The 20,397-nt window shown below is 69.7% G+C and carries 22 protein-coding genes; 11 read left to right on the top strand and 11 right to left on the bottom strand.

Annotated features, from left to right (window positions below):
* Positions 1 to 58: 58 nt before the first annotated feature.
* From D7X96_RS09135 to D7X96_RS09150, 4 genes are all read right to left on the bottom strand, one after another.
* Complete coding sequence (locus D7X96_RS09135) at positions 59 to 421, bottom strand: cupin domain-containing protein (protein WP_014397344.1); 363 nt, start codon at positions 419 to 421, stop codon at positions 59 to 61.
* A 29-nt stretch (positions 422 to 450) separates the two neighbouring features.
* Positions 451 to 1,404: an SPOR domain-containing protein gene (locus tag D7X96_RS09140; RefSeq protein ID WP_120546418.1), complete on the bottom strand. Its 954-nt coding sequence runs from the start codon at positions 1,402 to 1,404 to the stop codon at positions 451 to 453.
* Positions 1,405 to 1,567: 163 nt separating this feature from the next.
* Positions 1,568 to 2,614, bottom strand: a complete 1,047-nt coding sequence (gene mnmA / locus D7X96_RS09145) for a tRNA 2-thiouridine(34) synthase MnmA (RefSeq protein ID WP_121722010.1) — start codon at positions 2,612 to 2,614, stop codon at positions 1,568 to 1,570.
* A gap of 94 nt (positions 2,615 to 2,708) precedes the next feature.
* A complete protein-coding gene (locus D7X96_RS09150) occupies positions 2,709 to 3,974 on the bottom strand; it encodes a CCA tRNA nucleotidyltransferase (protein ID WP_121769494.1) in 1,266 nt (421 codons plus the stop codon).
* Between the two features lie 218 nt (positions 3,975 to 4,192).
* Between D7X96_RS09150 and D7X96_RS09155 the strand changes: the two genes are divergently transcribed.
* Together D7X96_RS09155 and D7X96_RS09160 are read left to right on the top strand one after the other, a co-directional pair.
* A complete protein-coding gene (locus D7X96_RS09155) occupies positions 4,193 to 4,582 on the top strand; it encodes a hypothetical protein (RefSeq protein WP_121769495.1) in 390 nt (129 codons plus the stop codon).
* 71 nt (positions 4,583 to 4,653) lie between these two features.
* Positions 4,654 to 5,082, top strand: coding sequence for a DUF4326 domain-containing protein (locus D7X96_RS09160; RefSeq protein WP_121769496.1), 429 nt, complete (start codon positions 4,654 to 4,656; stop codon positions 5,080 to 5,082).
* Here the strand turns inward: D7X96_RS09160 and D7X96_RS09165 are convergent.
* On the bottom strand, positions 5,076 to 5,528 hold the full coding sequence (locus D7X96_RS09165; RefSeq protein ID WP_244219504.1) for an alpha/beta hydrolase fold domain-containing protein: 453 nt from the start codon (positions 5,526 to 5,528) through the stop codon (positions 5,076 to 5,078). The two genes, D7X96_RS09160 and D7X96_RS09165, sit on opposite strands and share 7 nt — an antisense overlap.
* Between D7X96_RS09165 and D7X96_RS09170 the strand changes: the two genes are divergently transcribed.
* From D7X96_RS09170 to D7X96_RS09180, 3 genes are read left to right on the top strand one after another with little or no spacing between them, the layout of a single operon-like run.
* A complete protein-coding gene (locus D7X96_RS09170) occupies positions 5,527 to 5,838 on the top strand; it encodes a hypothetical protein (protein ID WP_121769497.1) in 312 nt (103 codons plus the stop codon). The genes D7X96_RS09165 and D7X96_RS09170 overlap by 2 nt on opposite strands.
* A 32-nt stretch (positions 5,839 to 5,870) precedes the next feature.
* Positions 5,871 to 6,491: a DUF1877 family protein gene (locus D7X96_RS09175; RefSeq protein WP_121769498.1), complete on the top strand. Its 621-nt coding sequence runs from the start codon at positions 5,871 to 5,873 to the stop codon at positions 6,489 to 6,491.
* Between the two features lies 1 nt (position 6,492).
* On the top strand, positions 6,493 to 7,176 hold the full coding sequence (locus tag D7X96_RS09180) for a phosphatase domain-containing protein (protein WP_121769499.1): 684 nt from the start codon (positions 6,493 to 6,495) through the stop codon (positions 7,174 to 7,176).
* A gap of 115 nt (positions 7,177 to 7,291) precedes the next feature.
* Here D7X96_RS09180 and D7X96_RS09185 read toward each other — a convergent pair whose 3' ends face one another.
* Complete coding sequence (locus tag D7X96_RS09185; RefSeq protein WP_121769500.1) at positions 7,292 to 8,197, bottom strand: LysR family transcriptional regulator; 906 nt, start codon at positions 8,195 to 8,197, stop codon at positions 7,292 to 7,294.
* Between the two features lie 147 nt (positions 8,198 to 8,344).
* Here D7X96_RS09185 and D7X96_RS09190 point away from each other — a divergent pair, with 147 nt between their 5' ends.
* The 3 genes from D7X96_RS09190 to D7X96_RS09200 all read left to right on the top strand — a co-directional run bounded on the left by D7X96_RS09190 (position 8,345) and on the right by D7X96_RS09200 (position 11,695).
* On the top strand, positions 8,345 to 9,388 hold the full coding sequence (locus tag D7X96_RS09190) for an NAD(P)-dependent alcohol dehydrogenase (protein ID WP_121722005.1): 1,044 nt from the start codon (positions 8,345 to 8,347) through the stop codon (positions 9,386 to 9,388).
* Between the two features lie 145 nt (positions 9,389 to 9,533).
* Positions 9,534 to 10,715 (top strand): right-handed parallel beta-helix repeat-containing protein, encoded by a 1,182-nt coding sequence (locus D7X96_RS09195; protein ID WP_120546428.1) that lies wholly within the window; start codon positions 9,534 to 9,536, stop codon positions 10,713 to 10,715.
* A gap of 110 nt (positions 10,716 to 10,825) precedes the next feature.
* Positions 10,826 to 11,695 carry an OmpA/MotB family protein gene (locus D7X96_RS09200; protein WP_121769501.1) on the top strand — a complete coding sequence of 290 codons (870 nt, stop codon included), beginning with the start codon at positions 10,826 to 10,828 and terminating at the stop codon, positions 11,693 to 11,695.
* 6 nt (positions 11,696 to 11,701) lie between these two features.
* Here the strand turns inward: D7X96_RS09200 and D7X96_RS09205 are convergent, their stop codons facing one another.
* A complete protein-coding gene (locus D7X96_RS09205) occupies positions 11,702 to 12,115 on the bottom strand; it encodes a hypothetical protein (RefSeq protein WP_199746828.1) in 414 nt (137 codons plus the stop codon).
* A gap of 139 nt (positions 12,116 to 12,254) precedes the next feature.
* Here D7X96_RS09205 and D7X96_RS09210 point away from each other — a divergent pair, with 139 nt between their 5' ends.
* Entirely contained in the window at positions 12,255 to 12,995 is a 741-nt protein-coding gene (locus D7X96_RS09210) for a fatty acid desaturase family protein (RefSeq protein ID WP_208647288.1), read from the top strand.
* A 1-nt stretch (position 12,996) separates the two neighbouring features.
* Here D7X96_RS09210 and D7X96_RS09215 read toward each other — a convergent pair whose 3' ends face one another.
* Positions 12,997 to 13,878 (bottom strand): NAD(P)-dependent oxidoreductase, encoded by an 882-nt coding sequence (locus D7X96_RS09215; protein WP_121722003.1) that lies wholly within the window; start codon positions 13,876 to 13,878, stop codon positions 12,997 to 12,999.
* A gap of 151 nt (positions 13,879 to 14,029) precedes the next feature.
* Here D7X96_RS09215 and D7X96_RS09220 point away from each other — a divergent pair, with 151 nt between their 5' ends.
* Positions 14,030 to 15,034 (top strand): alcohol dehydrogenase, encoded by a 1,005-nt coding sequence (locus D7X96_RS09220; RefSeq protein WP_233609470.1) that lies wholly within the window; start codon positions 14,030 to 14,032, stop codon positions 15,032 to 15,034.
* 46 nt (positions 15,035 to 15,080) lie between these two features.
* Positions 15,081 to 16,613: a M28 family metallopeptidase gene (locus D7X96_RS09225; RefSeq protein ID WP_121769502.1), complete on the top strand. Its 1,533-nt coding sequence runs from the start codon at positions 15,081 to 15,083 to the stop codon at positions 16,611 to 16,613.
* A gap of 2 nt (positions 16,614 to 16,615) precedes the next feature.
* Here D7X96_RS09225 and D7X96_RS09230 read toward each other — a convergent pair whose 3' ends face one another.
* The 3 genes from D7X96_RS09230 to D7X96_RS09240 all read right to left on the bottom strand — a co-directional run bounded on the left by D7X96_RS09230 (position 16,616) and on the right by D7X96_RS09240 (position 20,143).
* Positions 16,616 to 17,632 (bottom strand): hypothetical protein, encoded by a 1,017-nt coding sequence (locus tag D7X96_RS09230; protein WP_120546434.1) that lies wholly within the window; start codon positions 17,630 to 17,632, stop codon positions 16,616 to 16,618.
* 69 nt (positions 17,633 to 17,701) lie between these two features.
* Positions 17,702 to 17,896, bottom strand: a complete 195-nt coding sequence (locus tag D7X96_RS09235; protein WP_120546435.1) for a hypothetical protein — start codon at positions 17,894 to 17,896, stop codon at positions 17,702 to 17,704.
* Between the two features lie 168 nt (positions 17,897 to 18,064).
* Positions 18,065 to 20,143 carry a sodium-translocating pyrophosphatase gene (locus D7X96_RS09240; RefSeq protein WP_120546436.1) on the bottom strand — a complete coding sequence of 693 codons (2,079 nt, stop codon included), beginning with the start codon at positions 20,141 to 20,143 and terminating at the stop codon, positions 18,065 to 18,067.
* Between the last annotated feature and the right edge of the window lie 254 nt (positions 20,144 to 20,397).

The following is a 20,397-nucleotide window of genomic DNA, read 5'->3' on the forward strand; positions in this document are numbered from 1 at the left end:
GAGCGCGGGCCGGCGCACCTTCGAGGGCGCGCCGGCGGGCGGGTACGGCTTCTAGCGACTACGGAGCGCTGGTGCCCGTGCGCCCGTAGGAGTCCTCCAGGCGGACCACGTCATTCAGCTCGGGGGTGCTGACCTCGAGGATGTCGCAGTCGGTGATGGCGACCATGCGGTGCTTGGTCAGCGGCTTGATGTGGTAGCTCTCACCGGGGTTCATCTCCTTCTCGATGAGGCCCTGGCCCTCGTCGACGACGAAGAGGAGCTTGCCGCTCTGGACGTGGATGGTCTCGTCCTTGACGTTGTGGAACTGGAGGCTCAGCTTGTGGCCGGCCTTCACGTGCAGGAGCTTGCCCACGTAGCGCTCCGTGTGGGCCCAGATGAGCTCGTGACCCCAGGGCTTCTCCACCCGCTTCGTCGTCGTCATTTGCTTCGTCTCTTCCTTGCCCAGCAGCGCTAGTTCGTGCCGGCCACGTACGCGTCGAGCTGGGTCTCGCGCTTGAAGTCCGTCAGGTACCGGCCCGCGGCTTCCTTGCTGGCGAAGCTGCCCATCCGGACGCGGTACCAGGTGCCCTTTCCGGGCACCTCCGCCGCCAGGATATACGGGGCATAGCCCCGGTCTCGCAACCGCGCGGCGAACCGGTCGGCGTCCTGGCGGCTCTGGAAGGCGGAGAGCTGGAGCGTGAACGCCCCACCCTTCACGGCCTCCGACGGACGCGGCGGCTCCGCGGGCAGCGCCTGCGCCCGGGCGATGGCCTCCTTCATGCCTCCGTCACGCACGGCGGTGCGGGTGGCGACCGGCGTCTCCTCCACCTTTCCCTTCACCGGCTCCGCGACCTTGGGCTCGGGCTTGGGCTCCGGCTTCGCGGCGGCGACCTTGGCGGGCTCCGCGGGCTTCGGCTCCGGCTTCGCTTCGGGCTTCGACAGCGGCTTGCCGTTCGCGATGGCGTCCTCCTCCGCGGAGTCCATCGCGGGCAGCTCGCCCGTGTCGGGGTCCGGCGTGGGGGCCAGGGCGGCGGGCTTCGCGGCGACCTTGGGGGCTTCCGCGGGCTTCGTCTCCGGCTTCACCTCGGGCTTCGCGGCGGCGGCGGCCTTGGGGGCCTCCGGCTTCGCGGCGACCTTGGGCAGCGGCGGCAGGGGCTCCGAGCCCGTCTTGCGGGTCAGCTCGTCCGGGAAGGTGAGCGGCGGCTCCTGGCGCGCGTCGTTGAGGACCTGCGCGTTGGCGTCCAGCGCGGAGAGCAGGTCCGGCGCGGCGGCCGTCTGCGCGTCGCCCGCGAGCTTCTTGCCCACCACCACGCCCAGCACGAACACGGCGCCCATCACGACGATGCCGGCGATCAACAGGCTGACGATCTGCCGGTTATCCAGCGAGACGTCGAACTTCTCCTTCATCCGGTGGGCGTCACGCATGGCGGGGCAGACCTCAAGTGGCGCGCTCACGGCCGTGTAACGGCCTGTAGCGACAGCGTGCGCGCAAGCTACGCCCCACCCCCAGGCGGGTCAAATTCGCGGAGCCCCTGGAGATCCATCGCGTCCGAGGCCGGAAGTCCGGCGCGGGACGCGACAGGTCGGCTCAGACGATCCACCCGCCGCCGAGCACGCGGTCCCTGTCGTAGACGACCGCGGCCTGCCCCGGCGTGACGGCGCGCGCGGGCGCGTCGAGCTTCACGGACACCAGCCCGTGCTGCGAGATGTGGATCCGCCCCGGGGCGCCCGCGTGGCGGTGCCGGATGCGGACCTCCACGGACTGCTCCGGCGGAGGCGGCCCGTCCACCCAGTGCGGCTGGAGCAGGCCGAACTGCGCGCGGCCGGTGCCCTCCGCGGGCCCCACGACGACGCGGTTCGTCTCCGGCTCCAGGCGCTGCACGTAGCGCACCTCGCCGCCACCCAGGTTGAGTCCCTTGCGCTGACCCACGGTGAAGCGGTGGATGCCGTTGTGCGTGCCCAGCACGTTGCCGTCGGGATCCACGACCTCGCCGGACGGCTGCGGGCCGGCGACCTTCTCCACGAACCCGGCGTAGTCGCCGTCGGGCACGAAGCAGATCTCCATGCTCTCCGGCTTGTGGGTGGTGGGCAGCTGGTGGCGCTCGGCGACGGCGCGCACCTCCGCCTTGGTGAGGTGGCCCACCGGGAAGAGGACGTCCTTCAGCTCCTCCTGGCCCAGGGTGAAGAGGAAGTAGCTCTGGTCCTTGGCGGCGTCCACGGCGCGGCGCAGGTGGAAGCGGCCGTCCACCTCCTCCACCTGGGCGTAGTGGCCGGTGGCCAGCCGGGCGCCCAGGGCGCGCGCGCGCTTGAGGAGGAAGTTGAACTTCACGTCGCGGTTGCAGCTGACGCAGGGGATGGGCGTCTTGCCGCCCAGGTACGACTGGACGAACGGGTTGACGACCCGGTCCTGGAAGATCTCCTCGGCGTTGGCCACGTAGAACGGGATGCCCAGCGTCTGGGCCACCGCGCGGGCGTCGTCGATGTCGTCCGGACTGCAGCAGCTGCCGCACTTCGCGGCGCCCTCGTAGGACCAGACGCGCAGGGTGATGCCGATGACCTCGTGGCCCTGCTCCTTGAGCAGGGCGGCGGCGGCCGAGGAATCCACTCCGCCACTCATCGCAACGACGACTCGCATGGGGCTCCTTCCTACACGCCCCCAGGCCGCGACGCACGGCCGGAGGCGCTCCAGGCCCCCTCCCCTGCCCTCCGGCCGGGAGGAGGCCCCCTTGTCATGGACCGCGCGCCGCCCAGGCCGTGAGCAGGGCGCGGAGCGCGTCCGCGGTGTTCAGCGACGGGTCGTCGAGCACGGATTCGACAAGGTACCGGGTCGCCTCGCCCACCTTCGGCGAGGGGCCGATGCCCAGCGTCTTCATGATGTCGCCCCCGGTGAGCGCCAGCTCCTTGGCGGACAGCGGAGGCTTCGCCGCGGCCAGCGCCTCCAGCCTTGAGGCCAGCGCCTCCACCGCGGGCAGCCGCTCCGGGGCCCGGGCCTGGACGCGGGCCTTCGCCACGGCGAGCAGCGCGGGCAGGTTCACCAGCCCCACGCGGGCGAGCAGCCGGCGCAGCGCCGGGTCCGCGTCGTCCACGCGCGTCTCCAGCTTCGCGTGCTCGACGAGCAGCCCGATGAGGTCGGCGGACTTGTTGGGGAACTTCAGGCGCAGGCACAGCTCCTTCGCCTGCGTCGCGGTGTCGATGTCCGCCAGCAGCGTGGCCACCCGCAGGTCCGCGTCCAGCGGCGCGGCCTGCACGGCGGCGCGGGCGAGCCGGACGCTCTCCGCGTCCGCATGGGCCACCTCCGGAAGGAAGCACTCCATCAGCCCCGTGTCCGCCAGCAGGTGCAGCCCCGTCTCCGCGCGCGGGGACAGGAGCAGCTTGAGCAGCTCCTCGCGCACGCGCTCCAGCGCGACCTTGCGGAACACGGCCAGGGTCGCGGGGATGGCGTCGCGCGTCTCCGGGTCCAGGGTGAAGCCCAGCACGGCGGCGAAGCGCACGGCGCGCAGGGGGCGCAGGCCGTCCTCGGAGAAGCGCTCCAGCGCGGAGCCCACGCAGCGGATCAGCTTCGCGGCCAGGTCCACCTGCCCGCCGAAGGGATCCACCAGCTCGCGGTCGAGCGGGTTGTACGCCATGGCGTTGATGGTGAAGTCGCGCCGCGACAGGTCCTTCACGATGTCGCGCTCGAAGGACACGGAGCTGGGGCGCCGTCCGTCCAGATAGTCCCCTTCCGAACGGAACGTCGTCACCTCCACGTGGTTGCCGCCGGTGACGACCGTGACGGTGCCGTGCTGGATGCCGGTGGGGATGACCTTGCGGAAGGCGCGCTGCACCTCTTCCGGCAGCGCGCTGGTGGCCACGTCGAAGTCCTTCGGGTGGACCTTGCGGACCATGTCCCGCACGCAGCCGCCCACCAGGTACGTGGGGTGGCCCAGCTCGCGCAGGCGGGTGATGACTTCGAGCACGGGCTTCGGAATGTCGGCGTCGTGGAGGTTGGCGATCATGTCCGCGGGGGGGTGGGAGGAAGCGGCCGCGTTCGTAGCGGCTTCCGTCAGGCCTTGCCACTGCGGCGGCCCCCGCGAAGGCCGGCATACGACAAATGACGTATACGTGGGCCAATGAAAGTCTTCAGGAAACTCCTGCGCACACACCCCGACAATCATTTCAACGCAGCACCTGCCGCGGGCGAGGCCCACGGGCCGCCGCCCCCACGAGGACACCCATGTTCAAGGTCACCAGCAACCACACTTTCAAGAACCCCGCCCGCCTCGACATCGACAAGACGACGCAGGGCAAGACGAGCGACTACAGCCATGCGGTCAGCGGCGTGAACCAGATCCTCGACAGGGGCAACATCGGCATCTCCGACCGGTCCAAGAACAGCGTCATCGACAACGTCAAGAAGGTGGAGACGGGCGCGCGCAGCGAGGTCAACGCGCACCAGCGCGAGGCGCTGAACTTCGGCCGCGACGCCTTCGTGAGCTTCAGCAAGGGCCAGTTCAAGCAGGGCGCGGTGGAGGCGCTGGGCTCGGGGCTCAACGCCGCGGCCTCGGGGTTCAAGTCCACGTACACGCCGACGCCGCACGAGAAGCAGGGCATCGATCCCTGGTGACCCCTGCCTGCTGACGGGCCGGGCATCCCTCACGGCGTCTGGCGGGTGCATCTGTTAACGATGCACCCGCCATGTCCCAACCCCGAACCACCGCGGTGCACGTCCACGACGCCTGTGAGGTGTACGTGGGCCGCGCCTTTCGAGCCTGGGCGAAGCCAGGGCCGCTCAACCCCGTGCCGGGCCGCTTCGGCAACCCGTTCAAGCCCGGGGGCGTGAAGACCTGGAAGGCAATGATTCGCACGTACTTCGAACCGTGGCTGGCGAAGCTGCCGGCGGACGAAGCCGCGAGCATCCGCGACGAGGCCCAGCGGCGCATGGCGCCCGGCCCGGATGCCTTTGAGTCCTTCCGTTGGTATCTGGAATTGCGCACGCGGCATGACGCGGACTTCCTGCGGGACGTGCGCACGTTGAAAGGCAAGCGGCTGGGCTGCTGGTGCAAGCCGGGCCCGTGCCACGCGGACGTGCTGGCCGCGTGGCTGGATGCGGGCGCGGGTCAGTGACGCGCGCTCTCCCGCTCGCGGACCTGCGCGGGCTGGGACGTGAGCGCGGCTTCCGCCTGCCTCCGCGTGCCCAGCGCCTCCGACAGCGTCAGGCAGGCCTGGGTGATGGCATTGCGCGCGGCGAGTGAGTCCGCCAGCGGATCCAGCATCACGAAGTCATGGATCATCCCCGCGTACTGGACGGCCAGCGCCGGGACGCCCGCGTCCACCAGTCTGCGCGCGTAGGCCTGGCCCTCGTCGCGGAGCACGTCGCATTCGCCGTTGAGGATCAACGCGGGCGGCAGGCCTTGCAGCTGTGCGTCGGTCGCGCGCAGGGGGCTGACGGTGGCCTCCGTGTGGAGGGTGGAGCCCGGCGCGTAGTTGTCCCAGAACCACTGCATCCCGCTGCGCGTGAGGAAGTGCAGGCCACGGTGGGCTTGTCCGATGCGCCGCAGGTAGCACGACATGGCGGTTCAGTACGATCCCAGCATCATCACGAAGCACGCGCAGGCGCTGTACAACCGGGCCTCGGGCATCATCTTCGCGTGGGGTGTCATCGGCTTCATCGGGGGCGCGATTGGGGCGAGCGCCATGAACGCCCAGGGCGCCTTCGTCCTGGTGGGTGGGCTGGTGGTGGCGCTGAGCGGCGTCATGTTCGGCCGGGCCCGGGCCTTCTCCCTTCAGCTCCAGGCGCAGGTGGCGTTGTGCCAGGTCGCCATTGAAGCCAACACGCGGAGGGCCATGGCTGCGGAACCGGTGACCGCGCGGGCTGGATGAACGGATGGCAGCGGAGCTGCTAGGACGGGCCCATGGGACTTGATGCGACCTACCAGGCCCTTCCCGGCGGCTCCTCCCTGCTGGAACTGGCGCGGCGGAACATTGGCGTGGGCGGATGGCTGTCGTCCGTCCCCCGGCTGCTCCGCGAGCCACGTGAGGAAAGTCTGTCCCCGGGTGCCCCGGAGACCGATGAGCTTCAGCTCCTGGAGGCCGTGAAGGAGCTGCTGCGCGCCCGCCCCGATCTGGCGACACAACAGGTGGATCTCGGCCGGCGATGGGACCACCTGCACTTCGTCCTGTCCGACCGTCGCAGGAATGAACCGGGAGAGGAGGACGACTCCCTGGCTGGCATCGCGATTCGCGGTGAGGCGGAGATCGCTCCGCATGTGGTGGCGGGACAGGGCGTGCCCCTGCGCTATACGCGGCCGGAGACGGTGGAGCGGATCGCCCGGATGCTGGAGGCCGTGCGGTTCGACGCCCTTCGCGAGCACTTCACCTTCGCGAACCTGCGCGAGGCAGGCGTCTACAAGTGCCCGCGCGAGGACGGCATCGAAGAAGCCTGGCAGTGGCTCCGCGAGCACCTCGTCCTCTTCCGCGCCTTCCACGTCACGGCCGCGGAGCACGGGGACGGCGTCCTGGTCCGCGTGGACTGAAATGAAATACACGTTCGTCTTCACCACCGCGGCGGCGCTCCTCGCCTTCCTCGCACAGCGGATCCAAGGCGTTGGCTGGCTGCTGCTGTGGCCCGCGCTGAGCTTCGCCCTCGTAGCGCTCGCGTATGCCGGAGCGGGCGCACGGGCCTTTGGCAAGCAACCCGACGGACGAATGCGTCCGTGGGCGGTGCTCGCGCTCCTGCCCTACCTGCTGCTCACGTGGGGGACGTGGCATCTGGCGCGGCGCGGCTCACGGGAGCGTGTCTTTGACGAAGTGGTGCCCGGAGTCCTGGTGGGGCGCCGGCTGCTCCCGGGTGAGCTGCCCGAAGGCGTCACCGCCGTGCTCGACCTGACCTCCGAGTTCATCGAACCGGAAGCCATTCGCGGCGCCTGCCGGTACGTGTCCCTGCCCATCCTGGACGCGTCGACGTTGCCCGTGGAGCACGTGGCTCCGGTCCTCCTTGAACTGGCCACCCTGCCCGGCCCGCTGTACGTCCACTGCGCGCAGGGACATGGGCGCACGGGGATGATCGCCGCCGCGCTCCTCGTGGCCCGGGGCGACGCGCCGGACGCGAAGACGGCGCTCGCGCGGGTGCGGCAGGCGCGGCCCGGGGTGCGGCTGTCCTCCCAGCAGGAGCGTGCGCTCGAAGCGCTGGCGGACGCCCTGCGGCCTTCGCGGGCTTGACCCCACGAAGCTGCGTTCAACATCTCTCCCCGCAAGAGAGCGACAGGAGAGAACACGATGCAGAAGCGCAGACTGGGCAAGCAGGAGGGCCTGGACAGCCGCCCCGAGCACCTCTTCACAAGGACTTCAGCGCCAGCTCCCGGGCCGCTTCGACGAAGAGCCGCAGTGGCGCGGAGCGCTGCGCGCGGCTGGGGTAGTAGAGGAAGAACCCCGGGACCGTCGGCGCGTAGGCCTCCAGCACCCGCACGAGCTTCCCGGTGCGCAGCGGCTCCGCCACCGCCGGCTCGAAGGCATACGCCAGGCCCACGCCCTGCTCCGCCAGGGCCGAGGGCAGATGGATGTCATTGCTGACGACGCCCCCGCGCACCGGCACGCGCCAGTTCTTGCGTCCGCGCTCCAGCTCCCACGGATACAGCGTCCCGGTCGTCTGCGAGCGGAACGTGATGCACTCGTGCTTCAGCAGGTCCTCGGGACGCTGGGGCGTGCCGTGGCGCTTGAGGTAGCCGGGCGCCCCCACCACCACGAAGCGGAACGCGTCCGTGAGGCGCACCTGCACCATGTCGCGCTGGATGGACTCGCTCAGGCGAACGCCCGCGTCGTAGCCCTCCTCGACGATGTCCACGAGGCGATCCTCGATGACGACCTCCACCTCCACGCGCGGATGGCGCGCGCGGAAGGCCGGCACCACGGGCGTGATGACGTAGGGCACCGCCGCCGTCAGCACCGTCAGGCGGATCCGGCCCACGGCCTCACCCGGTTGGGCCGCCACCTCGCGGAGCGTGGCCAGCGTCTGGCCGACCGCCGGGCCTGCTCCCTCCACGAGCCGGCGGCCTACGTCCGTCAGGGCCACGCTGCGGGTGGTGCGGGTGAGCAGCACCACGCGCAGCTGCTCCTCCAGCTGCCGCACGGCCTGGCTCACCGCCGCCGTGGAGACGCCCAGCTCACGCGCGGCGCCGCTGAAGCTGCGCAGCCGGGCCACGGCGAGGAAGACCTGCAGCTGCGTGAAAGGCGCCGTAGTCATGCGCGAGGACCGTACCCGAAACCACTGTTAAGCCCCCGTTAAAAGGCTGTTGGCGTTCTCCGCGTAGTCCTCCCGGGCCCTGGCGCGTATCTCTCAGTCCGTGAACGGGGCCCACCGGCCCCCAAGACTCCTGGAGAGAGAAGACACATGCCCAACGCCAACGCCTACGCCGCCACCTCCGCGAAGTCCCCGCTCGGTCCCCTGACCCTCCAGCGCCGGGAGCTGGGTCCTCGCGACGTCCTCATCGAGATCAAGTTCTGCGGCATCTGCCACTCCGACATCCACACCGTCCGCGGCGAGTGGGGCGAGCAGGCCTACCCCCTGGTCCCCGGCCATGAGATCGCCGGCATCGTCACCGGCGTCGGTTCCCAGGTGAAGAAGCACGCCGTCGGCGACCGCGTCGGCGTGGGCTGCATGGTGGACTCCTGCGGCGACTGCTCGTCCTGCCGCAAGGGCGAGGAGCAGCACTGCCTCAAGGGCATGGTCGGCACCTACGGCGCCACCGGCCGGGACGGGCAGGTCACCCAGGGCGGCTACTCCACGCACATCGTCGTGACCGAGGACTTCGTCCTCAAGATTCCGGAAGGCATCCCGCTGGACGCCGCCGCGCCGCTCTTGTGCGCGGGCATCACCACGTACTCGCCGCTGCGCCGCTGGGGCGCGGGCCCCGGCAAGAAGGTGGCCATCGTGGGCCTGGGCGGCCTGGGGCACATGGGCGTGAAGTTCGCTCGCGCGATGGGCGCGGAGGTCACCGTCCTGTCCCAGTCGCTGAGCAAGAAGGAGGAGGGCCTGCGCCTGGGCGCGCACCACTACTACGCCACGAAGGACCCGGAGACGTTCAAGAAGCTCGCGGGCACGTTCGACCTCATCGTGAACACGGTGAGCGCGAAGATCGACGTGGACGCCTACCTGTCCCTGCTCGCCCTGGACGGCGCGCTGGTCAACGTGGGCGCGCCTCCGGAGCCGCTGTCCCTCAACGTCTTCTCGCTCTTCATGCCCCGCCGCACGTTCACCGGCTCGCTCATCGGCGGCATCCCGCAGACGCAGGAGATGCTCGACTTCTGCGCCAGGCACCACATCGGCGCGGACATCGAGGTCATCCCCGCCAGCAAGATCAACGACGCCTACGAGCGCGTGCTGGCCTCCGACGTCCGGTACCGGTTCGTCATCGACACGTCGACGCTGAAGTAACCGCCGGGGCTCCTACCCACCCTTGGGCGCCGCCACGCTGTCGCACTCCGGGCCGCGCGCTGACACCCCTGGACGGGAAGCGGTCTGGAGCCCCGTGCCTACCTCTGGCGCCGGTGGCCGGACGTCTCCGGCCCGAGGAGGCAACATGAAGCAGATGCGTGGATTCACCCTGGCCCTGGCCGTCAGCACCTTGCTCACGGGAGCGCAGGACGTCCAGGCCCGTGGCACGGTCCCTTCCGATGCGGAGGGCGAAGTCACGTTCACCGCCGGAGCCACCGTCCATTGCGGTGACACCCTCACCACCCACACGCGTCTGACGCATGACCTCAACTGCCCCAGCTCGGCGCCCTTCGCGCTCCAGCTCGACGGCGCGGACATCGTCCTGGACCTGGGCGGCTACACCATCCGCCGCACTGGCCCGGCGAACGACGAGTCGCAGGGCGTCGTGATCGCGAGGGGCCGGATGGTGCGCAATGGCACCATCCGTGGATTCGGCAGCGGCATCACCACCACGTTCAATGCGGGCACGTTGTACGTGCGGCTGCATGAGCTCGCGCTCCTCGACAACAACATCGGCGTCTACGACCAGGCCTCGTATGGGAACTTCCTCATCACGAACTCACGTCTGAGCGGGAACGGCCAGGGGTTGAGCAGCGCGTTCGATGCGTCCGATGGCAACTTCGACGTGCGCTCCTCCGTCTTCACCCACAACGCGACCGCGATGATCGCGGACTTCCACAACATCGACGTGCTCGACTCCACCTTCACGTCCAATGGAGTCGTCATCCATTGCTTCGGGGGGGCCTTCCGTGTCCGGGGGAGCACGCTCGCGTGGAACGATGCCGTGGGCAGGATGCAGTTCGACTTCGGCGGTCCCTACACCTGCAACAACATGCGGTTCGAGAACTCACTCCTCGCGAACAACGCCTCGTTCGCGCCCACCGCCTGGCCCATCTGGCAGACGACCCGGCTGGAGATGGTGGACACCCTGGCCGTCAGCAATGGCGAGGGGCTCGAGGTGCAGGCCGAGACGGTCTACATCGACGGCAATACCTTCCATGACAACGCGGAGGGCCTGAGCCTGGCCGACCTTCCCGCGGCCGTCCCCACTCCGCTCACGGGCATCGTCCGGGGCAACCAGTTCCTGCGCAGCGGCAACGACGGCCTGCGCGTCCTGCCGCCCAGCACGCCCACGCTGATCAACAACGTCGCCCTGGGCAACGCGGGCATCGGCATCTACGCGCCCACCGCCATCAACGGCGGCGGGAACGTGGCGCGGGACAACGGCGTGGCCGACTGCGTCGGCATCGTCTGCTCCATGTACTGACGCTGGAAGAATGCACCTCCAGACACCTTCACGCACCCGGGTCGCCTTGAAGCGCACCCGGGGCCCTTCACTAGCGTGCCCTCCATCCATTGCACCCTGGAGGTCGCGACATGGAGACGGAACGTGGAAGGGCCTGGGTCCCCTGGCTGGTGACAGGATTGGTGGCGGCGCTCGCGGGGCTGGTGCTCTACCTGTCGCATCGCAGCACGACGCGCGCGGACGCGGAGGCGGCCTCGGCCACGGCGAAGGCCAGTGAGGCGGAGGCCGCGAAGCAACAGCTGGAGGCGAAGCTGGCCGCGCTGGAGGCGGAGCACGCGAAGCTGTCCACGGAGAAGGAGCAGCTCAACACGGAGAAGGAACAGCTCAGCCAGACAGTGCAGGAGCAGGAGGCGGAGCTGGCGCGGCTCAAGGCCACCTACGAGGACCTTCAGGACAAGCTGAAGAAGGAGATCGCCGAGGGCGCCATCCGCCTGTCGCAGGACGGCGGCCGCCTCCAGGTGGACCTGGTGGACAAGGTCCTCTTCGATTCGGGCGACGCCAGCATCAGCTCGCGCGGCCAGGAGGTCCTCACCCGGCTGGGCGGCGTGCTGTCCAAGGTGGATGACAAGCTCATCCAGGTGTCGGGCCACACGGACGACTCGCCGCCCACGCAGAAGCTCCAGGCCACCTTCCCCACCAATTGGGAGCTGTCCGTCGCGCGCGCCGTCAACGTGGTGCGCTTCCTCCAGGAGAAGGGCGGCGTGCCCGCGAAGCGCATGCTCGCGGCCGGCTACAGCGACACGCGGCCCCTGGCGGCCAATGCCTCACCGCAGGGCCGCGCGCGCAACCGCCGCATCGAGCTGCTGCTGATTCCGGAGCTGGCGGCGAAGCGCAACCCCGCCATCGCGAAGGCGGCGCCCGCGAAGGCGACGCCCGTGAAGGGGGCTCCCGCGAAGCCGGCCGCCGTGAAGCCCGCCGTCGGGAAGAAGACGGGCAAGTAGGAGTGCCTACTCGGAGAAGTGGCTGGAGGCCCGCCACTTCTTTCCGTTGAAGAGGTAGACCCAGGTGGCGTTGCCCTCGCCCCAGTCGACCAGCCCCTGGCGCGCCGTCCTGGGCACGCCGTAGGGGCCCGGCTTGGAGCGGATGCCGTAGAGCTGCAGGCAACTCACCTGACGCGGGAGGGCGCTTACCTCGCGCACCTTCCCGTCCTTCGTGAAGAGCACCCGCACCGGCACGGAGCCGTTGCACGAGTAGCCCTTGCCCGGGAAGGCGTAGTCCGGCTGGCCGTCCTTGTCGAAGTCCCCCTGGACGCAGGGCCACCCGTCCGTCTTCAGGGCGTTGAGGTCCACGCCAATCTCCTCGAGCTGCGCGGTCGCGGTGCCGGCCGTCCCCTTGCAGAGGCAGTTCCAGCTCTTCTCCACGCTCCCGGTGTCCATTCGCCGGGGCGGCATAGCAAAGCCAGGCCCGGGTGTTAGCGCGACATCGCTGTTTCACCCCTCTTCGGGCATCCTTCACTGCATGGTCCAGCCGGAACGCCTCCGCGGTGTGAAGTGGAAGGACTTGAGGACGCTCTCGACGAGGGAGCTCCTCATCGAGAACAACCTGACCATTCCCTGGTTCTTGCTCTCGATGCTGCTGGCGTACTTCGAGCACTACGCCCTCGCCCTGCCCTTCTCGGCCTTCTTCTTCCTCACGGGCCTGAGGCAGGTCCACAACGGCTTCCACCGCGCGCTGGGCACGAACCGGTTCCTGACCTGGCTCACGCTGTATCTGAACAGCGTGCTGATGGTGGTCTCGCTCCACGCGGTGAAGTTCAACCACCTGAGACATCACCGGTTCACCCTGGCGGAGGGTGACTACGAGGGGAAGTCAGCGGGCATGTCCTGGTACGGGGCCATCCTGTACGGCCCCGTGCACATGTTCCTGATCCACAAGGTGACGCTCCAGCATGGCGACAGGAAGTACCGCTGGAACGTCCTGTTCGAGCTGGCCTCCATCGCGGTCTTCGTCGCCGGGGTCTTCCACCTGCGGCTTCACTTCCTCATCTACCACGTCATGGTGATGGCCCTGGGCGAGTGCCTGATGGCCTTCTTCGCCGTGTGGACCGTGCATCACGACACGCAGGATGCCCCGGCGCTCGCGCGGACCCAGCGCACCGGCTGGAAGAACCTGCTCACGTTCAGCATGTTCTATCACCTGGAGCACCACCTCTTCCCGGCGGTGCCCACCATCAAGCTGCCGGAGCTGGCGAAGCGCCTGGACCAGGCGCTTCCCGAACTGGAGAAGCGCCAGACCTTCTGAATCACTCCTGCTTCAGGGTCCGGAACACGGCGGGCAGTTCCTGCTCACCCAGCCCAGCGCCGAGCGCTCGCCGGTAGTTCTCCAGCAGCTCCCGGGGGAAGCGCGCGCTGATGCGGGCGTCGGTGCTCAGCCGGACGATGTGCTCGAGGGCGGCGACGTGGGTGTTGAGGCTGCACTGCTGGCCGGTGAAGTCGTTGTTCTCGATCATGCCCTGCGCGGCGTCGGCGGTGACGGAGATCAACCCCAGGAAGGAGTTCTTCTGGGCGAAGAAGGCCTTGGGGTCCAACCCCTCGGCCTGGCACATCGCCGCGGCGTGGAGGACCGCCAGCGAGCCGCCGTAGAAGGCCTCCAGGATGGCGCAGTCGAGCGTCGCGGCGGAGCCGATCTTCTCGTCGACGTAGACGGAGGTCTTGGCGATGGCCTGGAGGGTTTCCTGGTGCCGGTCGAACACGGCGCGCGACCCGGCGTAGTAGACCGTCGCGTAGTCGGTGGCCACGAACGCGGGAAAGGCGAGGATCGCCGCGTCCAGGTAGTCCACGCCGTGGGCCCTCGCCCACTCCAGCCCGCCGCGCGCATCCGCCGGTGAGCCGCTGGTGAGCTGGACGACCGTCGTTCCAGCCAGCGCCGACGCGATGGCCGGTGAGCCGACCAGCTCCGACCATGCGGCGTAGTTGGACAGCGAGACGACCACGAGCGCCCGCCCGGCGACGGCCTCCACCAGGCTCTCGAAGGCGACGGTGCCACCGCCCACGGCCCGGGCCTTGGCCGGCGTCCGGTTCCAGACCGCGACGTCGTGCCCCGCCGCGGCGAACGCCCGGGCCAGCGCGCTGCCCATGAGACCACTGCCAATCACCGCGAGCTTCGCCGGACGGCTGGAAGTCATCTGCACACTCCTGTGATGCGAGAGGTCCCCCAGCCTCGGAGCGCGAGGCCTCCGGCGTCAACCCGGCCGCTTGCCCACCGGCCTGGCGTTCTTCCTCACTCCAGGTGCGCCCGCACCGCGTCATCCCCATCCCTCCGCCATGGCCAGGACGATGAAATCCGTGCAGGTGAAGAAGGCAGGCGGCCCGCTCGAGACCGTGGAGCGCGAGGTCCCCGAGCCTGGACCCGGGCAGGTGCGCATCGCGGTGGAGGCGTGCGGCGTCTGCCACAGCGACGCCATCACCAAGGAAGGCTGGATGCCCATCCAGTACCCGCGCGTGCCGGGCCACGAGGTGGTGGGCCGCATCGACCGCGTGGGCTCCGGCGTGACGGCCTGGAAGGAAGGACAGCACGTCGGCGTGGGCTGGCACGGGGGCCACTGCGGCCAGTGTGTCGCGTGCCGCAGCGGGGACTTCGTCACCTGCGAGAAGCAGCAGGTCTGCGGCATCAGCTACGACGGCGGCTACGCGGAGTACATGGTCGCTCCCCAGGAGGCGCTGGCCCGCATCCCGGAGGGCATGTCCTCCGAGGACGCCGCGCCCCTGCTCTGCGCGGGCGTCACCACCTACAACTCCCTGCGCAACATGGGCGCGCGGCCGGGGGACCTGGTGGCCGTGCAAGGCATTGGCGGGCTGGGCCACCTGGCCATCCAGTACGCCAGCAAGTTCGGCTACCGCACCGTGGCCATCTCGCGCGGGGCGGACAAGAAGGCCCTGGCGCTGGAGCTGGGCGCGCACGAATACATCGACACGGAGAAGGAGAAGCCCGCGGAGGCCCTCCAGAAGCTGGGCGGCGCGCGCGTCATCATGATGACCGCGTCGAGCAGCAGCCTCGCGGGCGAGCTGTTGGGAGGCCTGGGCCGCAACGGCACCCTGCTGCTGTTGGGCGCGGGCTCGGAGCCCATCCCTGTCAGCAGCCTGTCCATGATCAGCAAGCGCACGCGCATCCAGGGCTGGCCCAGCGGCGTGCCCCAGGACTCGCAGGAGACCATGGAGTTCAGCGCGCTGGCCGGGGTGCGCTCGCGCAACGAAGTGTTCCCTCTGGATCGCGCGGCGGAGGCCTTCGACCGGATGATGAGCAACAAGGCCCGCTTCCGCGTGGTGCTCAAGATGCGCTGAAGGCTCGTGCTTGCCGGGGACGGGCCGGGGTGGGAATGCTTGCGGCATGTCCCCTGCCCGTCCGCTCGTCCGCCTCGCGGCGCTGTCCCTCGCCCTGGCCCTCCCGGCGCCCTCCAGTGCCCAGGAGGCCCCGCCTTCCGCGCGTGAGCGCGACGCCGCGCTGCTCGTGGGGAGCCTGCTGGGCGGAACGCCCATGCTCGACGACCTGCGCTCCCTGGTGGACGAGGTGGGCGGCAGGGCCACGGGCTCCGAGGCCAACAGCCGCTCCGTGGAGTGGGCGCTGGCGCGCTTCCGCGCCGCCGGAGTGACGGCGCGCACGGAAGCCTTCCCCATGCCGGCGCTGTGGCTGGAGCGCGGCGCTACGGCCTCCGTGCAGGGCCCGGGCGTGCGCTTCGCCCCGCGCGTGGCCGCGATGCCCTTCTCCACCGCCACGCCCAAGGCCGGCCTCACCGCGCCGCTGGTGGACGCGGGCCGCGGCACCGGGGCGGATCTCCAGCGGTTGGGCGCGAAGGCGAAGGGCGCGTTCCTGCTGGTGGAGACGGACGAACTCAAGGACGTGGACGGCCTCTTTCGCGAGTACGACGAGGCCACCGCCATCGAGTCCCGCGCGTTCGCCGCGGGCGTGGCCGGCGTCGTCTACATGGGCAGCCGTCCGGGCAACCAGCTGTACCGGCACAGCGTCTCCGTGGGCCCCCGGAACACCCGCCCCATGATGGTGATGGAGCGCGACGGCGCGAAGCGCGCGCTGCGGCTGCTGCGCGCGGGCAAGGCCCTGAGCCTCACCGCGGCGTTGGACCTGAAGACAGGCGGCCCCTACGAGTCGCGCAACGTCATCGGGGAGCTGCGCGGCACCACGCACCCGGACGAGGTCGTCGTGCTGGGCGCGCACCTGGACAGCTGGGACCTGGGCGGCGGCGCGCTCGACAACGGCGCCAACGTCGCGATGCTCCTGGACCTCGCGCGGCAGATGCAGCGCCTGGGCCTGAAGCCCGCGCGCACCCTGCGCTTCGCGCTGTGGAACGGCGAGGAGCAGGGCATGTACGGCTCCGCGGGCTACACGCGCTCGCACGCGGCGGAGTTGAACCAGCACACGATGGCGCTGTCGGTGGACATCGGCTGCGGGCGCATCACCGGCTTCTACACGAACGGCCGGCCCGCCCTGGTGCCGCTGGTGGACGCCGCGCTCAAGCCCGTGGCGGGCCTGGGGCCCTTCACCCAGGTGGACGTGCCGGTGGTGGGCACCGACAACTTCGACTTCATGATGCACGGCGTGGCCAACCTCATCGCCAACCAGGAGCCGGCCACGTACGGGCCCAACTACCACGCGCGCTCGGACGAGTTCGAACAGTGCGACGCTCGCACCCTGCGCGCCAACGCGGCCGTGGTGGGTGCGCTCGCGTGGGGCTTCGCCACCATGGAAGAGAAGCTGCCCCGCCAGAGCCGCGCGGAGGTGGAGGCGCTCATCCGCGACACCGACCTGGGCTCGCAGATGAAGTCCTTCAACGTCTGGGAGGAGTGGGCCGCCGGCACCCGGGGCCATCCCCTGGAGGGCAAGCCCACCACTCCCGCTCCGCGCTGACGCTACTGCTGCCGGATGTAGACGGCGTTGATGCGGTTGTTCCCCGCACCCGGCGCGCTCTTCACCGTGAGGCGCCCGTCCGACACCGCGACGCGCGCGATGCCGGTGGTGAAGCCGTAGCCCGTGGGCATGCCGCTGAGCACCACCGTGTCCTCCGCCTGGATGCGGTAGGCGCCCACATAGTTGAAGGGCTCTCCGGCCAGCATGCTCACTTCGTAGACGCCGTTGGGCACGGCGATCTCCCAGACGCGATCGCCGCCCTGCTGCATGCGCGCGTGGCGCTGCGCGACGATGTCCACGTCATGGCCCGCGTCCACCATGTTGGCCGTGTTGTCCACGTTCCAGCCGTAGGTGAAGCCGAACTGCCGCGCGCCGTAGACGAGCCCGTTGTCCGGCAGGTAGCCGAAGTTCTCCAGGGGCGGGTTGGACGCGGGCTGGAAGTTGATGTCGATGCCGAACTTCCGCTTCACCTCCAGGAACGCGAGCTTGTTGTTCACCGCCGGGCTGCTGCTGCGCACCGTGAGCCGGCCATCGCTCACGTCCACCAGCTTCACCGCTTCGAAGAAGTGCTGATCCGCCGTGGGCGTCCCGCGCAGCACGTCGCCGTAGTACTCGACGCTGAAGGCGTACTCGCTGTCGATGAAGTCCGAGTCCCCCGCCACCAGCCGCACCTCGTAGTAGCCGTTGGGCACGGCCAGCTCCCAGGTGTAGTTCGCGCCGTTCTGCGTGCGGATGAGGGTGTCGTACGCCTGCGACGGCGTGTTGGGGTTGTTGCGATCTCTTGTGTTGGCGGTGTTGTCCTGGTTCCACCCGTAGGTGAAGCCATTGCCCCGGTTGCCGTACACCTGCCCGGAGTCCGCGACGAAGCCCGCGGGCACCGGCGCGTTCGCGGGCTGGAAGTTCACCCGCAGCTCGAACGGCGCGAAGGGAGAGAAGGGGCCGGGGGACTGGGCGTGGGCCGGCGAGGACGCGAGCGTCAGGCCCAGCGTCGCGGCGGCGGACAGCAGGAACTTCTTCATCCGAAACCTCGGAAGACAGAGTGGAAATCGCGGTTTAGCGCGATTTCCTCTACCCTCCGTGCGGTTTCGTCATGGCTGGGCGGCCGGTCGAGCCTGCGCCTCCACCTCACGCTGGATGGCCTGCAGCCGTTCGAGCGTGTCCTTCAGGTGCTCGCGCAGGTCGCGCGTGTCGGTGTGGACCACCTCGTCACGCAGCGCATCGATGCTTTCGGCCAGCGACACTTGGAGGAGATGGATCTGCTGCTGGGAGAGCTCCAGGACCATGGGACACCTCACCCTCAGAGGGACACGAGCGAGCGGCTCACCAGAAAGTGTAAGCACGCGCTCGCCCACTGCCCCTGACCCGGCCGCTGTCGCCTGGCCGGGTGTCCGCCCTCCTGCCCCCAGGGTGCGGCGCCTTCAAGCTGGCTGCCGCACCCCAGGAACAACGGCTCAGCGCAGCGCGATGAGCGAGGCCACGAGCAGCGACACGACGCTCATGACCTTGATGAGGATGGCCACGCCGGGACCGGACGTGTCCTTGAACGGGTCGCCCACCATGTCGCCAACGACGGCGGCCTTGTGGACCGCCGAGCCCTTGGCGTGGCCCGGCAGCTTGCCCTTCTCGATGTACTTCTTGGCGTTGTCCCAGGCGCCGCCCGCGTTGGCCATGTAGAGCGCCATGGTGGCACCGACGACGAGCGCACCGGCCAGCAGGCCCGCCAGCGCGCCGGGGCCCAGCAGGTAGCCCACGAGCGGCGGCGCGACGATGGCGATGATGCCCGGGAAGATCATCTCGCGCAGGGCGCTCTTGGTGGCGATGTCGACGATCTTCTTGGGGTCCGGCTCCGCCTTGAGCTCCATCAGGCCCGGAATCTCACGGAACTGACGGCCAATCTCCTCGACGATGGCGCCCGCCGCGCGGCCCACCGCGAGCATCGTGGAAGCGCCGACGAGGAACGGCAGGATGGAGCCCAAGAGCAGGCCCACGATGACGTTCGGGTTGGTCAGCTCCAGGCTCATCTCCGCCAGGCCGTTGGCCACGCGGGTGTGGTTGACCTCCAGGTTGAACGCGGAGAAGAGCGCGATGACCGTGAGGGTCGCGGAGCCGATGGCGAAGCCCTTGCCGATGGCGGCCGTGGTGTTGCCCACCGCGTCCAGCTCGTCGGTGATGGCGCGCACGTCCGGGCCCAGGCCGGACATCTCGGAGATGCCGCCCGCGTTGTCGGAGATGGGGCCGTACGCGTCCACCGTCATGACGACGGCCGTGCCGCCCAGCATGCCCACCGCCGACAGCGCGATGCCGTACAGGCCCAGCGCGCGGTCCGCGATGTACGCCACCAGCGCGATGGTGGCCATGGAGATGCCCACGCTCTCCATGCCGACCGCGAGGCCGCGGATGAGGTTGGTGCCCGCGCCCGTGATGGAGGACTCCGCGATGCGCTGCACCGGCGTGGACGACGTGTAGTAGTCCGTGACGAGGCCGATGATGGCGCCGCCGAAGGCACCCGCCGCCAGCGCCAACGTGATGTTCTGGGACAGGCCGAACACGTTCATCAGCACGAAGGACAGGCCCACCAGGATGACGGGGGGCATGATGAGCGCGCTGCGCAGCACCTGCGCGGGGTTCATGTGCTTGAGCGCGCGGGCGATGAAGATGCTCACCAGGCTGACCACCAGGCCGATGGCGGACAGCACCAGCGGCAGGATGACGCCGGCCAGCTTCGCGTTGCCCGTCGCGTTCGTGTCCACCAGCAGGCGGGACAGCTGCGTCGAGTTGGCGGTCAGCGCGATGGCCATGGCGGCGACGATGGCGGCGACCATGGACTCGTAGATGTCCGCGCCCATGCCGGCCACGTCGCCCACGTTGTCACCCACGTTGTCGGCGATGACGCCGGGGTTGCGCGGGTCGTCCTCGGGGATGTTCTCGATGACCTTGCCGGCGATGTCGGAGCCCACGTCCGCGGCCTTGGTGTAGATGCCGCCGCCCACGCGCGCGAAGAGCGCGATGGAGCTGGCGCCCACGGCGAACGAGTGGAGGATGGGGGACAGCTCCGCGCTCCCGCGGAACGCGTAGTAGAGGACGCCCATGCCGATGAGGCCCAGGCCGGCGACGGCCAGACCCATCACCGCGCCGCCGTCCAGCGCGACCAGCAGCGCGTTCGGCTTGGAGCCGGTGCGCGCGGCCTGCGCGGTGCGCACGTTCGCGAACGTGGCGGCCTTCATGCCGATGTAGCCCGCGAGCAGCGACAGGAACGCGCCCGCCACGAAGCTCGCGCTCGCGACCGGGCCCAGCGCCAGGCCGATGACGATGGCGACGACCACGCAGTAGACCGCGAGCACCTTGTATTCGCGGACGAGGAACGCCATCGCGCCTTCGCGGATGTAGCCCGCGATGCGGTTCATCGTCGCGTCACCTTCGGGCAGGCCCTTGACGCGGAAGTAGAAGAACGCAGCGAAGAGCAGGCCCACGGCGCCAATCACGCCTGGTGCGATTGCCCAGAAATCCGATTCGAGACTCGACAACTCCATCCGTTCCTCCAGAGCAGTCCCGGGGGTCACTGACCGCTCGCCCTGCGGGGCGCTCGCGTGCCGCGCGAAAATGTGCGGAGGCCTATACGTGATTTCAGGGCAAGCGGGGAGCCTCCTCGGAGCAGAGGGGCCATGACGCGGGAGGGCCCCCCGGGCGCCGGAAGTGGTGGTGGGACCCTGCCGAGTGAACCTAAGTAATCGTATTCATTGACGAATCACCGGAAGACAGGGGGCGCCACAGGGTCGTTGCGCCA

The sequence above is a fragment of the Corallococcus interemptor genome (assembly GCF_003668875.1).
Taxonomy (GTDB): domain Bacteria; phylum Myxococcota; class Myxococcia; order Myxococcales; family Myxococcaceae; genus Corallococcus; species Corallococcus interemptor.

Coding starts and splice junctions, on each gene's coding strand:
- D7X96_RS09135 (WP_014397344.1), bottom strand. CDS start 421: ATGACGACGACGAAGCGGGTGGAGAAGCCCTGGGGTCACGAGCTCATC.
- D7X96_RS09140 (WP_120546418.1), bottom strand. CDS start 1,404: ATGCGTGACGCCCACCGGATGAAGGAGAAGTTCGACGTCTCGCTGGAT.
- mnmA (WP_121722010.1), bottom strand. CDS start 2,614: ATGCGAGTCGTCGTTGCGATGAGTGGCGGAGTGGATTCCTCGGCCGCC.
- D7X96_RS09150 (WP_121769494.1), bottom strand. CDS start 3,974: ATGATCGCCAACCTCCACGACGCCGACATTCCGAAGCCCGTGCTCGAA.
- D7X96_RS09155 (WP_121769495.1), top strand. CDS start 4,193: ATGTTCAAGGTCACCAGCAACCACACTTTCAAGAACCCCGCCCGCCTC.
- D7X96_RS09160 (WP_121769496.1), top strand. CDS start 4,654: ATGTCCCAACCCCGAACCACCGCGGTGCACGTCCACGACGCCTGTGAG.
- D7X96_RS09170 (WP_121769497.1), top strand. CDS start 5,527: ATGGCGGTTCAGTACGATCCCAGCATCATCACGAAGCACGCGCAGGCG.
- D7X96_RS09165 (WP_244219504.1), bottom strand. CDS start 5,528: ATGTCGTGCTACCTGCGGCGCATCGGACAAGCCCACCGTGGCCTGCAC.
- D7X96_RS09175 (WP_121769498.1), top strand. CDS start 5,871: ATGGGACTTGATGCGACCTACCAGGCCCTTCCCGGCGGCTCCTCCCTG.
- D7X96_RS09180 (WP_121769499.1), top strand. CDS start 6,493: ATGAAATACACGTTCGTCTTCACCACCGCGGCGGCGCTCCTCGCCTTC.
- D7X96_RS09185 (WP_121769500.1), bottom strand. CDS start 8,197: ATGACTACGGCGCCTTTCACGCAGCTGCAGGTCTTCCTCGCCGTGGCC.
- D7X96_RS09190 (WP_121722005.1), top strand. CDS start 8,345: ATGCCCAACGCCAACGCCTACGCCGCCACCTCCGCGAAGTCCCCGCTC.
- D7X96_RS09195 (WP_120546428.1), top strand. CDS start 9,534: ATGAAGCAGATGCGTGGATTCACCCTGGCCCTGGCCGTCAGCACCTTG.
- D7X96_RS09200 (WP_121769501.1), top strand. CDS start 10,826: ATGGAGACGGAACGTGGAAGGGCCTGGGTCCCCTGGCTGGTGACAGGA.
- D7X96_RS09215 (WP_121722003.1), bottom strand. CDS start 13,878: ATGACTTCCAGCCGTCCGGCGAAGCTCGCGGTGATTGGCAGTGGTCTC.
- D7X96_RS09220 (WP_233609470.1), top strand. CDS start 14,030: ATGAAATCCGTGCAGGTGAAGAAGGCAGGCGGCCCGCTCGAGACCGTG.
- D7X96_RS09225 (WP_121769502.1), top strand. CDS start 15,081: ATGTCCCCTGCCCGTCCGCTCGTCCGCCTCGCGGCGCTGTCCCTCGCC.
- D7X96_RS09230 (WP_120546434.1), bottom strand. CDS start 17,632: ATGAAGAAGTTCCTGCTGTCCGCCGCCGCGACGCTGGGCCTGACGCTC.
- D7X96_RS09235 (WP_120546435.1), bottom strand. CDS start 17,896: ATGGTCCTGGAGCTCTCCCAGCAGCAGATCCATCTCCTCCAAGTGTCG.
- D7X96_RS09240 (WP_120546436.1), bottom strand. CDS start 20,143: ATGGAGTTGTCGAGTCTCGAATCGGATTTCTGGGCAATCGCACCAGGC.